This window comes from Sulfuricurvum sp. (assembly GCF_023229695.1).
Lineage (GTDB): Bacteria > Campylobacterota > Campylobacteria > Campylobacterales > Sulfurimonadaceae > Sulfuricurvum.
Genome location: NZ_JALNYS010000012.1, coordinates 78,363 through 93,671, shown reverse-complemented (window position 1 = coordinate 93,671; position 15,309 = coordinate 78,363). Strand labels below are relative to the sequence as shown.

Annotated in this window: 14 protein-coding genes and 1 tRNA gene; 12 read left to right on the top strand and 3 right to left on the bottom strand. The window is 46.9% G+C overall.

Going from position 1 to position 15,309, the window contains the following annotated elements; all coding sequences use genetic code 11:
* Positions 1 to 3: 3 nt before the first annotated feature.
* The 8 genes from lysA (at position 4) to dxs (ending at position 9,610) form a co-directional block, all read left to right on the top strand.
* The gene (lysA, locus tag M0P91_RS10080) at positions 4 to 1,206 is read left to right on the top strand and encodes a diaminopimelate decarboxylase (protein WP_295066793.1); all 1,203 of its coding nucleotides are present in this window, start codon (positions 4 to 6) and stop codon (positions 1,204 to 1,206) included.
* Complete coding sequence (locus M0P91_RS10075; RefSeq protein ID WP_295066791.1) at positions 1,206 to 1,985, top strand: HAD-IIA family hydrolase; 780 nt, start codon at positions 1,206 to 1,208, stop codon at positions 1,983 to 1,985. Before lysA ends, M0P91_RS10075 begins: the two co-directional genes overlap by 1 nt.
* Complete coding sequence (pheA, locus tag M0P91_RS10070) at positions 1,982 to 3,064, top strand: prephenate dehydratase (protein ID WP_295066789.1); 1,083 nt, start codon at positions 1,982 to 1,984, stop codon at positions 3,062 to 3,064. The genes M0P91_RS10075 and pheA overlap by 4 nt, the downstream gene beginning before the upstream one ends.
* Positions 3,061 to 4,155 (top strand): histidinol-phosphate transaminase, encoded by a 1,095-nt coding sequence (gene hisC, locus M0P91_RS10065; protein WP_295066787.1) that lies wholly within the window; start codon positions 3,061 to 3,063, stop codon positions 4,153 to 4,155. The genes pheA and hisC overlap by 4 nt, the downstream gene beginning before the upstream one ends.
* Before the next feature lie 17 nt (positions 4,156 to 4,172).
* The gene (gene fliF / locus M0P91_RS10060; protein WP_295066786.1) at positions 4,173 to 5,891 is read left to right on the top strand and encodes a flagellar basal-body MS-ring/collar protein FliF; all 1,719 of its coding nucleotides are present in this window, start codon (positions 4,173 to 4,175) and stop codon (positions 5,889 to 5,891) included.
* A gap of 9 nt (positions 5,892 to 5,900) precedes the next feature.
* Complete coding sequence (fliG, locus tag M0P91_RS10055) at positions 5,901 to 6,926, top strand: flagellar motor switch protein FliG (RefSeq protein ID WP_295066785.1); 1,026 nt, start codon at positions 5,901 to 5,903, stop codon at positions 6,924 to 6,926.
* Positions 6,927 to 6,929: 3 nt separating this feature from the next.
* Entirely contained in the window at positions 6,930 to 7,709 is a 780-nt protein-coding gene (fliH, locus tag M0P91_RS10050) for a flagellar assembly protein FliH (protein WP_295066783.1), read from the top strand.
* Positions 7,710 to 7,789: 80 nt separating this feature from the next.
* Positions 7,790 to 9,610, top strand: a complete 1,821-nt coding sequence (dxs, locus tag M0P91_RS10045) for a 1-deoxy-D-xylulose-5-phosphate synthase (protein ID WP_295066781.1) — start codon at positions 7,790 to 7,792, stop codon at positions 9,608 to 9,610.
* On the opposite strand, the gene pgeF is transcribed toward dxs, so the two are convergent.
* Positions 9,594 to 10,349 carry a peptidoglycan editing factor PgeF gene (gene pgeF / locus M0P91_RS10040; RefSeq protein WP_295066779.1) on the bottom strand — a complete coding sequence of 252 codons (756 nt, stop codon included), beginning with the start codon at positions 10,347 to 10,349 and terminating at the stop codon, positions 9,594 to 9,596. The genes dxs and pgeF overlap by 17 nt on opposite strands.
* 76 nt (positions 10,350 to 10,425) lie before the next feature.
* On the opposite strand from pgeF, the gene M0P91_RS10035 reads away from it, so the two are divergent.
* Positions 10,426 to 10,503: transfer RNA gene (locus M0P91_RS10035), tRNA-Pro, on the top strand.
* Between the two features lie 124 nt (positions 10,504 to 10,627).
* Here M0P91_RS10035 and M0P91_RS10030 read toward each other — a convergent pair.
* Both M0P91_RS10030 and M0P91_RS10025 read right to left on the bottom strand, forming a co-directional pair.
* Positions 10,628 to 11,125: a rhodanese-like domain-containing protein gene (locus tag M0P91_RS10030; RefSeq protein WP_295066778.1), complete on the bottom strand. Its 498-nt coding sequence runs from the start codon at positions 11,123 to 11,125 to the stop codon at positions 10,628 to 10,630.
* Between the two features lie 54 nt (positions 11,126 to 11,179).
* Positions 11,180 to 11,860 (bottom strand): superoxide dismutase, encoded by a 681-nt coding sequence (locus tag M0P91_RS10025; RefSeq protein ID WP_295066776.1) that lies wholly within the window; start codon positions 11,858 to 11,860, stop codon positions 11,180 to 11,182.
* A 192-nt stretch (positions 11,861 to 12,052) separates the two neighbouring features.
* Here M0P91_RS10025 and M0P91_RS10020 point away from each other — a divergent pair, with 192 nt between their 5' ends.
* The 3 genes from M0P91_RS10020 to M0P91_RS10010 are packed head-to-tail and all read left to right on the top strand — an operon-like array spanning position 12,053 to position 15,296.
* Positions 12,053 to 12,763 carry a DUF2231 domain-containing protein gene (locus M0P91_RS10020; RefSeq protein WP_295066774.1) on the top strand — a complete coding sequence of 237 codons (711 nt, stop codon included), beginning with the start codon at positions 12,053 to 12,055 and terminating at the stop codon, positions 12,761 to 12,763.
* Positions 12,760 to 14,439, top strand: coding sequence for a 2-oxoacid:acceptor oxidoreductase subunit alpha (locus M0P91_RS10015; protein ID WP_295066772.1), 1,680 nt, complete (start codon positions 12,760 to 12,762; stop codon positions 14,437 to 14,439). Before M0P91_RS10020 ends, M0P91_RS10015 begins: the two co-directional genes overlap by 4 nt.
* Positions 14,436 to 15,296, top strand: coding sequence for a thiamine pyrophosphate-dependent enzyme (locus tag M0P91_RS10010; RefSeq protein ID WP_295066770.1), 861 nt, complete (start codon positions 14,436 to 14,438; stop codon positions 15,294 to 15,296). The genes M0P91_RS10015 and M0P91_RS10010 overlap by 4 nt, the downstream gene beginning before the upstream one ends.
* The last annotated feature ends 13 nt before the right edge of the window (positions 15,297 to 15,309 follow it).

Sequence of the window (15,309 nt, the reverse complement as noted above, 5' to 3'; positions counted from 1 at the left end):
TCCGTGATCCCGTTTAAAGAACTTGCACAAACGTACGGCACCCCTCTGTATGTGTATGATTTTGATGCGATGCGCGCTCAATTCGAATCTCTTAAAGAGGCTTTTCGGGGACGTAAATCGATTCTTGCTTATGCTGTCAAAGCCAATTCCAATCTGAGTGTCGTGAAACATTTTGCGTCGCTCGGATCAGGTGCCGATTGTGTTTCTATCGGTGAAGTACGTCGTGCATTGATGGCGGGTGTCCCCAAATATCGGGTCATTTTCAGCGGTGTCGGGAAGCGTGACGATGAGATTCGCGAAGCGATCGAGAGTGATATTTTGTACATCAATCTTGAGAGTGAAGCCGAGTTGGAACGGGTGGAGATGATTGCGCAAGAGCTGAATACGAAAGCCCGTATCAGTATCCGTGTCAATCCGAATATTGATCCAAAAACGCACCCTTATATCTCAACCGGTCTGCACGATAATAAATTCGGCGTCGAGATCACTGCGGCAAAACGGATGTACATCCGGGCGAAAAATTCGCCGTATCTTGATTCGGTCGGGATCCATTTTCATATCGGGAGCCAATTGACGGAGCTTGAACCGATTTATGAAGCGGCGGTGATTGTTGCCGATTTGCTCCGTTCCCTCAGCGCTATTAACATCGAGTTGAAGTTTTTTGATATCGGGGGAGGTCTCGGCGTCCGTTATAAGGAAGAGACTACCATTGAGCCTTACGCGTATGCGCAAGCGGTTTTGGCGGCATTGAAAGGGATCGACGTAACGGTGATTTGTGAACCCGGGCGCTTTTTGACAGCCAATGCAGGCTATTTTCTGACCAAAGTATTGTACGAAAAACAAAACGGCCAAAAGCGGTTCGTTGTGGTGGACGGGGCGATGAACGATTTGATCCGTCCGAGTTTATACAACGCGTACCATCGGATCGAATCGCTGGGGAATGAAGGGGAAGCGAGTGCGGTTGACGTTGTCGGGCCGGTATGCGAGAGCGGGGACTTTTTGGCGAAAAATTATCCGCTTCCGCCTCTGGAACATAACGATTTGCTGGTGGTTCACAGTGCCGGAGCGTACGGATTCGGGATGGGAAGCAACTACAACACGCGGGGAAGATCGGCGGAAGTGGCCCTTGAAAACGGAGTCCACCGTCTGATCCGCAGACGAGAAAGCTTTGACGATCTGATCGCTTTAGAGCGCGAGTACCTTTAATGTTTTTTGTGGATGTACAGGGGACTTTGATCGAAGACAACACCAAGCTTCCGGTTCGCGGGGCGGTCTCGTTTATCGATCATTTGAATCAGGCGAAGATACCGTATATGGTGATCACCAACAGTACGAAATATCCCAGTGCCGAATTTTTAGGGTACCTTAACTCCATCGGACTGGCTATCCCCAAGGAGCGCTATCTCGATCCCCTTATGGTTCTGGAGCGTTACATCGGTGAAGGGGAGAAAATAGCAGCCTACGGTTCGGAACCATTTTTAAACGTTCTTCGCACGATGGGCTACACTTTGGACTATAATACGCCCTCAATCGTTTTAATCGCGATTAAAGAGGATTTTAAAGCCGACGAGTATGCTCAGATGATTGAGTTTTTGCTTTCGGGCGCACGTTTGATCGGAATGCATGAGACGACGCTGTACGTCAAGAATCACAAGCGCTATCCCGGTGTCGGTGCGATTTTGAAAATGCTGGAATGTGCCACTTCGTGCCGCTACGATGTCGTAGGAAAACCGAGCCCGGCATTTTTTCAGGAGGCCTTGGCGCGGTTGAATCTTCAAGGCGGCGAACGGACGTTTGATGAGGTAACCATCATTAGCGATGATCTCAAAGGGGATATTGTCGGGGCACAGGAATTGGGGATGAAAGGGATTTTTGTTTTAAGCGGAAAATACAAATCCGCAGATGAAATACTCCCCTTAATCCCAAAAGAACAACATCCGAATGCGGTCTATCAGGACATGCAAGAGATATTGGAGAATCTATGAATACATTAGAAGAGTGTCGAGCACGAATCGATGAGATCGATAATGAAGTGATGGTTTTATTGAATCGCCGGATGGAGGTTGTCCGTCGCGTCGGCGAGATCAAGCATGAGAGCAATACGGCGATTTATCGTCCTGAACGGGAAAAAGCGATCATTGACCGCTTAAGCGGCATCAGCGAATCTACCGGCGGTTTATTGAACCGTCAGGCGATCGAAGCGGTATTTTTAGAAATTTTTGCCGTTGCCCGCAATCTGGAACTGCCTGAGCGGATTGCCTATCTCGGACCGGAGGGAAGCTTTACCCATCAAGCCGCCGAGTCGCGCTTCGGGGCCATGAGCGATTACCTCTCTTTGGGGTCGATTGAAGCGGTTTTTAAAACACTCGAAGCGGGGCGCGCAAAATTCGGGGTGGTCCCGATCGAAAACAGCCGTGACGGTGTTGTGGGGGAAACTCTGGATCTGCTGGGAAAAAGCGGCGTTAAAATCGTAGCCGAACTCTATATGCCGATTCATATGGCTTTCGCAACCAAAGCGGGGAAAATTCAGGAGATTAAGCGAATCTATTCGAAAGACAAAGGGTTTGGGCAGTGCCGGGATTTTTTGCAGGAACACGGTTTGGAGAGTATTGAGCATATTCCCGTCGAATCGACGGCAAAAGCGGCAATTTTGGCGGCCAAAGACCCTGAAGCGGCTGCGATATGCAGCCATATTGCGGCAAAACTCTACGGTGTACCGACGTTGTTTGAAAATATTGAAGATACCCATAACAATGCGACCCGTTTTTTTATCTTGAGTGATTTTAAAAACGCCCCCAGCGGCGATGACAAGACCTCCATCCTTGTCCGTCTCAAAGATGCTCAGAAAGCGGGAGCGTTGGTCAGCTTTTTAGAAGATTTCAATAATGCCGAGGTCAATTTAAGCAAGATCGAGAGTCGTCCCTCCCGTGATAACGACGGATTCGGGTACTGGTTTTTTATGGATTTTTTCGGTCACATCGATGAGCCGAAAGTAGACAATATCATTCAAAAGCATGCCGATGAAGTGACATGGCTCGGCAGTTATGTAAAAGGAGAGTTATGAAATTTAACAGCGTTTTAGAGAGCATTAAAAGCTATGAAGCGGGAAAACCGATCGAACTGGTTGTCCGAGAATACGGGATATCCCCCGATCAGATTGTCAAGCTGGCCAGTAATGAGAACCCCTTCGGGTGTTCGCCGAGGGTGAAAGAGGCCGTTTGCAGTATGATTGACTACATGTCCCACTATCCGGATGATTCGATGATCAAGCTTAAAACGGCATTAGCATCCAAATACGGAATTGACCCCAATGAACTCATTATCGGATCGGGAAGTGATCAGGTGATCGAATTTGCGATTCATGCCAAAGCCCACGGCGGGAGCAAAGTGCTGATGAACAGCGTGACGTTCGCAATGTACGAAATTTATGCGAAACAGGTGGGGGCGCAGACGATCCGAACTTCTTCACGCGAACACAATATGGAGGAGTTTTACGCTCTCTATCTGGAGCATAAACCTTCGGTCATTCTTCTTTGTACCCCGAACAATCCGACCGGGGATGCGATTGACGCGGAATCAATGCTCTCCTTTATCGAAAAGATTGACAGCGATACGCTGGTGATCGTGGACGGCGCCTATATGGAATACGCCCGTTTCAAAGATCCTTCGAAAGCGGTCGACCCGCAGGACCTTATTAGCCGATTTGACAACGTCATTTTTCTGGGGACCTTTTCGAAAGCATACGGCTTGGGAGGGATGCGGGTCGGATACGGGATCGCCCGGCATGATATTATTCAATCCCTTTACAAAATGCGTCCGCCGTTTAATATTACGACCCTCTCTCTGGAAGCGGCATCGGTTGCATTGGAGGATGAGGCTTTCGTAGAGGAGTGTATCGTCGAAAACTTCAAAGAGATGCGCCGCTATGAATTTTTTGCCCGCTCCAAAGGGATCGAGGTGATTGAAAGTTATACAAATTTTATCACTTTACCTTTACCTGAAGAAAAAAATTCATCAAAAATAGCCCAAGAACTCTTAAAAAAGGGTATGATTGTACGTGATTTAAGCAGTTACGGATTGAACGCTATTCGTGTGACGATCGGCACGGAGAGTCAGAACGACCGCTTTTTTGAACTCGTAGAACCTTTATTGTAAAGTAGGCATTCAAAAGAATGGATTTCAAGGCACTTTTTTCGCAACTCGTTGTTTTTTACGGCAAGCTGACCCAAGCGCAAAAAACAATAATCGGCGCAGCGGTTGCGGGAATTGTGGCATTTCTGATTTTTTTGATAGTCTATACGTCGGATACTCCGGAGAGTGAGAAAGAGGGGTATCAGGTCTTATTCGATCAGCTGAGCGCGCAAGATGCGGCTCAGGTGGTCGATCAGCTTGAAAAAGATAAAATCCCGTACCGAATTGTTCGGGATAATGTGATCGAAGTCCCGAAAGAGGTGGTGTACAAAGAGCGGATCACCATCGCGTCCATGGGGATTCCCAAAGAGGGGCATGTCGGATTTGAGCTTTTTGACAAGCAAGAGTTCGGTGCGACAAGCTTCGATCAAGAGGTCAAATTTCGGCGTGCCTTAGAGGGGGAGCTTGCCCGCTCTATCGATTCGCTTTCACCGGTTGAAAAATCGAGTGTCTCACTGGCCCTCCCTAAAGAGACGCTGTTTGTCTCCGAAGCGGTCCCCCCTTCGGCTTCAGTTATGGTACAGCTGTATGCCGACCGGCAATTAAACTCAAAGCAGATCCGGGGGATAAAAAAACTGGTCGCATCGGCGGTACCGAAACTGACACCCGAGAATGTGGCGTTGATCAATTCAGAAGGGGAAACCCTAGGGGATAACGATGCTGCTTCCGCGATGGGGGAGCTCTCTTCGATGCAGCAGCTCTATAAAACGAAAGAGGAAAAGAAGCTCGAAGAGAAGATCAACAATGTCCTCTCTCCGTTTATCGGAGGTAAAGACCGGGTTGTCGCCAAAGTAACGGTTGATTACGATTTTTCCGAACAAAGCTCCACGTCGGAGAAATTCGATCCGGAAAATGTCGTTCGAAGCGAACAAACCCTCGAAGAGAAACGGGAGGGTGGCTCTGCCGCCCCGGTGGGTGGGGTTCCCGGAGCTGTCAGCAATATCGCTCCGGTTGAAGGGCTGGCCAACAGCGGCAGCGGTGAGAAATACGAAAAAACGTCCGGTACGACCAATTACGAAATCTCCAAAACCGTCTCAACGACAAAACTGGCGTTTGCGCGGGTTAAACGGATCACCGCAGCGGTGGTTGTAGACGGCAAGTATGTCCCCAAAAAAGGTTCAGACGACAAGCCGACGGAGGAGATGGAGTACGTTGCCCTCGATCAGACCCAGTTGGATGCGATCGATTCGCTGGTGAAACAATCGATCGGTATTGACGAAGCGCGGGGCGATCTGGTCAGTATCCGAAATTTTGAATTTCAAACCACCAAAGCGGGGATGGAACCGAAAGATGCCGCTTCCAGAACCTCGGAGTTTGTGGCGACGTACCTGGCTCCGTTTAGTCCGGTATTTAAATATTTACTGGTTGCGCTTATCTTGTTCGTCGCGTATCGAAAAATCATTTTCCCTTTTGCCGAACGGATGCTCGAATTTAGCCGCGATGAAGAGGAATTGGAAAAACCGAATTTGGAAATCGCGGACGATCAGGATGAAGATTTGGTTGAAAAAGTACAGCAGATGCGTAAAAAAGTGGAAAATCAATTGGGCCTTGGCGACGGATTCAACGAAGAGGAACTTAAATACGATGTGATACTTGAAAAAGTGCGCGAAATAGCCGAAGAACACCCGGATGAGATCTCGTCTTTGATTCAAGCGTTGATCGAAGAGGAATCCACCCCCAATGAAGCTCAAAAACGCTAGGAGGATACGATGAATCTTACACCGGCACAGCAAACCAATTTTGATGAAATGGGGATGGCTGAAAAAGTTGCTATCCTTTTGATGCAACTGGGGGAAGACAGCACCGCTGCTATTTTTTCCCGGATGAATGTTGATGCGATTACCCAGATTTCAAAATACATTGCCAACAACCGTTCGGTCGAGAAAAATATTGCGGCGGCGGTTTTGGAAGAATTTTATGCCATCATCCAGTCAAACCAGTATATTAATACCGGCGGTCTGGAGTATGCCCGTGAGATTCTCTACAAAGCGTTGGGACCCGAAGAGGCGAAAAAAATATTGGAACGTCTCTCCAAGACCATGCAAAACAGTCAAAATTTTGCCTATTTGTCTAAAATAAAGCCCCAGCAACTGGCCGATTTTATCACCACCGAGCACCCCCAGACCATTGCGCTGATTCTTGCCCATATGGACCCCTCCGCAGCAGCGGAAACCCTTTATATTTTCTCGGATGAGCTGCGTGCGGAAGTGGCGATGCGTATGGCAAAGCTAGGGGATATCTCTCCGTCGATTATCAAGCGGGTGAGTGCGGTTCTCGAATCCAAACTCGAAGCACTTGCAAGCTACAAAGTGGAAGTGGGGGGGCCGCGTGCGGTTGCCGATGTGTTCAACCGTTTGGGGGCAAAAGCGTCGAAAGCGACGTTGTCTCAAATCGAGCAGCTTGACCAAGAGCTGGCTTCATCGATTAAAGAGATGATGTTCACCTTCGAAGATATTGTGAATCTGGATGGAAACAGTGTCCGCGAGATTTTAAAATCGGTCGATAAAAATGATCTGATGCTGGCCCTTAAAAGCTCTGCCGATGAGCTTAAAGAGAAATTTTACGTCAATATGTCGCAACGGGCGAAAGAGTCGTTTGTGGAAGAGATGCAGTTTCTGGGAGCCGTTAAAGTCAAAGAGGTCGAAGGGGCGCAACGAAAAATCGTTGATGCCGTGCAGGCATTGGCGGAACAGGGAGTATTGCAACTGGGCGAGTCCGAAGAGATGGTCGATTAACCTATGGATGTGGTTATCTCACAGGACCGCACGGGTGCCCATGCGATTAGTAAGTATCAGTTTAAAATACTCTCGGGATTGGCCGGTTCCAGTATTCATGACGCGGTAGCGGAACTTTCGCACCATCATACGTCCGAGACCCCTCATAACCGGCGCAAAGAAGATCACTCTTTGTCGTCGAAGGACGAATTGGTGGAGTCCCTCCTTAAAAAAGCGGATGATATGAGCTCAAATGTCATTAAGATGCAGATGCGCCTTGAATCGATCCAGGAGGAGCATGCCGCCGCGATGGATGCGGCAAAAAAAGCGGCTTACGACGAGGGATTTTCTGCCGGTGTCGCTCAGGAGCAATCGAATGATGCGGGGCGAAAAGAACAGTCTCGGGATCAGCTGGCCATTTCGGTCAAAACACTCGACGAACAGGCGGCACAGTTTGCCAAAGCACTCGAATCGATCCACAAAGAGCTCACGTTTACGGCGTTGGAGATCGCCAAAGAGGTGATCGGAGTTGAGACACAAGAGAACAGTGCTAGAATCGCGGCCAAATTGTCGGCCGATTTGATGGACGAGCTTGCGGAAGCGTCAAAAATCACACTACGGGTCAATCCTGTCGATCATGGACAAATCTCCGAAAAAGTGGGATCGTTATCCAATGTAGAGGTCCTTTCCGACCGCGCTATCAACCCCGGAGGCGTTGTTGCGATCAGTGACGTCGGTAATGTTGATTCGCAGATTAAAAAGAGGTATGAGAGACTTAAACGATCCCTTTTGCTTGAATCTTAAAGCTTTTTTACGAATATGCCTATTTATAATGGGCCATCCGTTTGAGGGCGTTTTATCTAAAGTTAGGATATTGAATTTTTATGAATATTAAATCATTTACCCTGCCGCAACTTGAGGAACTTTCTCAAAAAATACGGGAGCGGATTTTAGAAGTAGTCAGTCAAAACGGAGGGCATTTAAGTTCGACGTTGGGCGCTACCGAAATTATCGTAGCGATGCATAAAGTGTTTGATGCCGCCCATGATCCGTTTATCTTCGATGTATCCCACCAATCGTATGCCCATAAACTGTTGACGGAGCGATGGGAAGAGTTTGCGACGCTTCGCCAGTTCGGCGGGCTTAGCGGCTATACCAAACCTTCCGAATCCCCGATGGATTATTTTGTTGCGGGGCACAGTTCCACCTCCATTTCACTCGGGGTCGGAGCGGCGAAAGCCATTGCCTTAAAAAACGAAGAGGGGAGCCGGATTCCGGTCATCGTGATCGGAGACGGATCGATGTCGGCCGGGATGGCTTATGAAGCGCTTAACGAGTTGGGAGATCGCAAATACCCGATGGTGATCATTCTCAACGACAACGAAATGAGTATCGCCAAGCCGATCGGGGCGATCAGTCGGATGCTCAGTTCCGCGATGGCAAGCCCGTTTTATCAACGGTTTAAAAAGAAGACCGAGCAATTCGTCGATAATTTCGGAGAAGGGGCCCACTATCTGGCCAAACGGTTTGAAGAGGCGTTTAAATTGATCACGCCGGGGATTATGTTTGAAGAGATGGGGATCGAATATATCGGGCCGATTAACGGCCATGATCTCAAATCGTTGATTGAGACGTTTGAGACAGCCCGTTCCATGAAAAAACCGGTTTTGGTCCATGTCCAGACGATCAAAGGCAAAGGGTACGAGATTGCCGAAGGGAAACATGAAAAATGGCACGGCGTCTCCCCTTTTGATCTCAAAAGCGGGGCAGCCAATGCCAAAAGTTCCGCTAAAAGCGCTACACAGATTTATGCCGATGCCCTGATGCATCAGGCGGATCATAATCCAAAAATTGTCGGTGTCACGGCGGCGATGCCCAGCGGTACCGGACTGAGTGCTTTGATGGAAAAATATCCGGACCGTTTTTGGGATGTGGCGATTGCGGAGCAGCATGCGGTGACCTCTATGGCGGCATTGGCCAAAGAGGGGTTTAAACCTTTTTGTACGATCTACTCCACATTTTTGCAGCGGGGATTCGATCAAGTGATCCATGATGTGTGTCTAATGGACCTTCCCGTGGTGTTTGCCCTGGATCGTGCGGGGATTGTCGGTGAAGACGGCGAAACCCACCAAGGGGTATTTGACATCAGCTTTCTGCGCCTGATCCCGAATATGATGCTGTGTGCCCCCCGGGATGAAAAATCGTTTCATCAGATCATAGCCTACACCGCGACCTACAATCACCCCTGTTCGATCCGCTATCCGCGAGGGGCATTTCTGGAAGCGGATTTACCCGAATCGCTCCCTTTTGAGACGGGTAAATCGCAGCTTTTGAGCTCGAATAGTTCGGATATGCTGTTTATCGGATACGGTAACGGCGTAGGACGTGCGGCGCAAACGATTGAGCTTATGGCGGAAAAACCCTCCCTCCTTGATCTTCGGTTTGTAAAACCGCTGGACGGTGAGATGTTGACACGGATGGCACAGCGTCACAAACGATGGTACGTCTTCAGCGATTCGGCAAAAATGGGGGGAGTCGGAAGCGCCCTTTTGGAATGGCTCTGCGAATCGGGCATTACCGATGTCCGTCTGGTCAGTTTCGAATACGATGATGCGTTTATCAAGCACGGCAATACCAAATTGGTCGAAGCGTCATTGGGACTTCGCCCGGAACAATTGGCCCAAAAGGTCAGCGAAGGAAAATAACCCCGGCAATGCGTCCGGTATGCTGCCGGTCGGCGCGATACGAAAAATAGGTATCGCTTTTGCATGCGGGACACGCAGCGATTACCTCCAGATGCTCCTGCGGAAGGTTGAGGGCATCCAGCTGCTGCCGTAAAACGGTATTGACGTCCAAAAAGAGTCTCTCCCCCTCTTTTCTCAATGCTTCGGAGTACCCCTTCTCTTTCACTTCCGCTCCGATTTGCCCGTTGATCTCATAGCAGCACCCGTGGATGGAGGGGCCCATACTGATGCGGATATCCTCTATTTTACTGCCGAACGTTTCTCCCATCCGTTCGATCGTCTTGGGCAAAATGGCATTGAGTGCTCCCGCACGCCCTGCATGGATCGCTCCGATGACACGCTGCACCGGATCATACACGAGTATCGGCGTACAGTCGGCGCTCATCACCATCAGCGGGGTGTACGGCCGATTCGTGATGAGGGCATCGCATTCGGGCGGGGTATCAAAATTTATCCTCTCGTCGATGAGGACTATTCGATCCGAATGAATTTGGCGCATATGGATCAGTTTAGTCCTATCATACCCGGAGAATTTGGCGAGCATATCGTGGTTGTCTAAAACATCGCGCGGATCGTCTCCTACATGAAAGGCCAGATTGGCTGTAGTGAAAGGGGGCTTGGAAACTCCGCCGTGGCGTGTCGTAAAGAGGGCCGTTATATCGCTAAACAAGGATAAAAGAGGGGAGGATATCGTTTTCATGTTAGGAGTATAACGTGTGACTCTTTTAGGTGGGATTAATTAAATTTCGATTATCCTTCCATTCCACTTTTTACGTCGGGGCGTAGCGCAGTTTGGCTAGCGCACTACCTTGGGGTGGTAGAGGTCGCCTGTTCGAGTCAGGTCGCTCCGACCATGTGGAAACCCTATAAATAGGGATTTTATATTTTAAGAAGCTGTCTTTTTAACTTCATTTTTTTCCACCGCCCAATCCTTCAAAGATGTCAATTATCCACTCTTTCTTTTTTCTCGCTATTTTTTTATTTTGAATGTTTACTTTCCGAAGAGATAGGATATCCTGCCATTTTCCATTTTGTGTATCCGTTTAAGAGCCAATTGACATTTTGATATCCAAGTTTTCGTACAGATAGAGCAGCTTCATAAGAGTTTGCACAAGATTCACCGTAGCAGTAAAAAACTAGAGGCTGTTTTTTATCCGCAGGTAGCTGCAGCGCAATATATTTAGCTTTGGATTCATCAAAATAGACGGGAAATGCACCATTGATATGTTCTTTTGCATAATGCCGTTTTTCACGCGCATCAAAAAAAATAGCATTCTGGTCATATAATGCTTTGGCTTTTTTTGAATTGATAACTTTTATCCCTTGTGCTTTAGCTTCATCCATTTGTGGTGGGATTACGCACATGGTATATGGAACTTCAATAAGCATGCTTTTTTCACCGTCATAATCGACTCCGTAAAGGGTAGCTGAACTTAAAATACCGGATAATATTAATATCGAAAGTTTACGCAACATAATTCACTCCTTCTCTTTTACTTAGTTATCAGAGCTGTACCAATCTTTAGAAAATTATGAAGGTGTACGCTCATTTTTTTGCATGCTATCAACATATTCACATACTTCACTTATGTCATTGCATGACTGATTATAGCCGGCAATAGGGTCAGCTTCAACACGTGCTAGGTTATCGGATACAAAATTCCAATTGACCAATTTCCACCAGTTGGCAAGATAATCGGGACGCACATTTCGATAATCGATATAATACGCGTGTTCCCAAACATCGCAAGTCAATAACGGTGTATCGTTATGGCGTATCGGTGTATCGGCATTAGTAGTCATTCTAATCTCCAATTTTCCACTTTTTGTCATAACAAGCCATATCCAGCCTGAACCAAAAAATCCTGCCGCCGCCGCTAAAAAAGCTTCTTTAAATGCTTTAATTGAACCAAAATCTCGTTCAATCCGTTCTGAAAGCTCTGCTGAAGGAGTTGTGGGATTGTTGATTAGTCCTTTCCAGTAAAAATCGTGGTTATAAACCTGCGCGGCATTGTTAAAAATAGCGTTATTTGCATACTTGATAATATGCTCCAGCGGTTTATTTTCAAACTCTGTCCCCTCTACGAGGGCATTAAGTTTATTAACATATCCAGCGTGGTGTTTATCGTAATGGTATGAGATCGTTTCGGCTGAAATATAAGGAGCCAATGCAGATTGCTCATAGGGCAATTCCATAAGAACATGTTTCATAATCTATCCTCCTGAATTGTAATACTATGTTGTGATATTAACTTATAAAAATAAAATCTTACGAAAATAGTATGATCTACAATTGCACTTAAGCAATGGTTAAAAATATTATTACATCATAAGTCATGATCATAAAAATTTAACAGCTGTGAAGCATGATCATTTGTGTATAGAATATCTAAGTAGGATGTTATGATAGAATTTAGCACAGAAGAACTCATAAAATACAATGGAATTGACGAACAAGCTTCATACGTCGCTTTTAGAGGGAAAGTATACGACGTCAGTGAATCCAAATTTTGGAAAAATGGCACCCATTTTAAAAAACATTTTGCAGGCCATGATCTTGCAGCTGAACTAGCGAATGCACCGCATGGCGATGAAGTTTTTCAAAACTGTCCTCAAATCGGGATATTAATCGTTTCAGTAAATGAAGTAACACTCGATGAAAATGAGTCAAAAAAAGAGCAATATCGTCAATGGTATAGTATGTATCATCCCCATCCTATGGTTGTCCATTTTCCGATTGCTTTACACTATTTTAGTGCAGTTGCAGATATTTTATTTTTAAACAATCCATCTGCAGAGTATGAAGTATCTGTTTTCTTATCATTTCTGATCGCTACGGTGATGGGATTTGTCGCATTGATTACGGGAGTTTTTAGCTGGTGGATAAACTACGATTTTTCAATGTCCAGAGCATTTGTTATTAAATTAATCGGTGCGCTCTTTACTCTCACCATCGGACTTATTCCACTGATTCAAAAATACTTCAATTCTGATGTACCTTTTAGTGCAGGGTTAGATGGAATAACGTATCACGCCATTATATTTATCACGGTTATTTCGATAACTATCGTTGGGTATTACGGCGGGAAAATTACATGGGGGGCAAGAACATGAGAAATTCGGTTTCGGTATTGATCGGGGGGAGTGCGGGTCAGGGGATAGCGAGTATTGAGACACTTTTAACCAAAGGGTTTAAGAGAGCGGGTTTTTATACTTTTTCAACCAAAGAATTTATGTCCAGAGTTCGTGGTGGAAGCAATACGACGCTGATACGCGTTTCCAAGTACCCTGTCAATGCACCTGTTTTCGGTGTAGATATTTTTGTTCCGCTGGACACGGATTCGTACTATTATGCCCAAGAGCGGATAACCAAAGAGACATTTCTAATCGCTAAAAAAGGGGATTTTGAGTGCGACTGCACGCTTTATGATCATGATGTGCCGGCTCTGGCGAAAAGTATCGGAAGCCCGATCGTTTCCAATACGATAGCCGCGGCACTGGTTTTCGGACTCCTCGGGTGCGATATCGGTATATTAAAAGAGATTGTATCGGAGCTGTATCAAGATGAGATGCTCGAAATGAATCTCAAAGCGCTGGACATTGGAGCGCAACTGGCAGAAAACAACGGGAATTGCCGTTACTGTATCGAGCCGAATCTCTCGGGTGCATCTGCAAACGACCTCTTTTTAAGCGGTACTGAGGGGATCGGATTCGGAGCGATCGCGGGAGGATGCAACTTTATCTGTAGTTATCCGATGAGTCCCTCTACGGGGGTACTGACCTTTTTGGCGAAGCAGAGCCAAAACTTCGCTATCTGTGTCGAGCAGGCGGAAGATGAGATTGCGGCTTTTCAGATGGGGATGGGTGCCTGGTACGGCGGCGGGCGGGCAATCACGACGACGAGCGGCGGCGGATTTGCACTGATGGGTGAAGGGATGAGTCTTAGCGGGATTACGGAAACTCCGATGGTGGTTTATCTAGCGCAACGTCCCGGCCCCGCGACAGGTCTTCCTACGCGGACGGAGCAAGGGGATTTGGAACTGGCCATCTACAGCGGGCATGGAGAATTTCCACGTATTGTTCTCGCTCCGGGTGATCCGAAAGAGTGTTTTGATTTGGCGCGCAGGGCGTTTGAACTTGCCGATTTGTATCAAGTTCCGGTAATTGTGCTGAGTGATCAGTATTTGGCAGACAGTTATTCCCATGTCGAGAGGTTTGATATCGATCTGAAACAACCTGTTCATCATATTGTCAAAACCGATGTGGATTATAAACGCTATTCTTTGAGTAACGATGGGATTAGCCCCCGAGGGATTCCCGGATTCGGAGAGGGATTCGTGCTTGTCGATTCGGATGAACATACCGAAGAAGGGCTAATCACCGAGAGTATGTCTGTCCGTAACGAGCAAAATGGCAAACGTCTTAAAAAGCGTGAGTTGATCCGTAATGATGCGATTGTTCCAGAAGGTGACGGTGAAGGAGATATTGTTATTGTCGGATGGGGAAGCACAAAGCATATAATCAAAGAAGCACTCGAAAAAATAAAGGATACGGATATCGCATCGATCCATTTTTCGTGGGTCTTTCCGCTGAGTGAAACTCAACTATCAGTGTTAAGGCGAGCGAAACAGATTATTTCGGTCGAAAATAATGCAACAGGGCAGTTTGCAAAAATGCTAAATTTGCACAATATTGTTATTCATACCCAGATACTAAAATCCGATGGTTTGCCTTTTTTCGCTGACGAACTCTCCGAAAAGATTGCAGCCGTATTAAAGGAGATCCGATGACTACACGATTTGACCGAATCGTTGAAGATAATGCATGGTGTCCCGGATGCGGAAATTTTTCGATTCTTGCCCATTTGAAAGAGGCGTTGGATGAAATGGGGCTTGACCCGCTCCAGAGCGTAGTGGTTTCAGGGATAGGGCAGGCGGCGAAAACACCGCAATATATGAGGGTCAACATGTTTAACGGACTTCATGGCAGGGCCCTTCCCGTCGCGCAGGGGCTGAAGGTTTCTAATCCTTCTCTTACGGTGATTGCCGAGGGGGGTGATGGCGATATGTACGGGGAGGGGGGAAACCACTTTATGAGTGCAATCCGCCGTAATGCCGATATTATCAATATCGTTCATAACAATATGGTTTACGGTCTTACCAAAGGTCAAGCCTCTCCGACGTCCCAGCGTGGGTTTAAAACACCGGTACAGACCGAAGGGGTGCACGTCGAACCTTTCAACCCGATAGCCACTGCGATCTCTCTGGATGCATCGCTTGTAATCCGAACATTTTCTGGGAATAAAGAACACTGCAAAGCAATGCTCAAAATCGCGATTGAACACAAAGGGTATGTTTTGATCGATATTTTTCAGCCGTGCGTTACGTTCAATAAAACCAATACCTTTAAGTGGTTCAAGGATAATGTATATGTATTGCCGGAGAATTATGACCCCTCGGATAAGGTAAAAGCATTTGAAAAAGCGTTGGAATCTCATCCGTTTTCGATAGGGGTTATTTATAAAAGCCCTCCTAAAATGACATTGGAAGAGATCTTAAGAGTTGAGAGTCGGATGGATGAGACTCCATTGTATTCTCATCAGGTTAATTTTCATGCGCTTAATGATGAGATGAATAAATACAGTTAACAAAGGAAAAGAA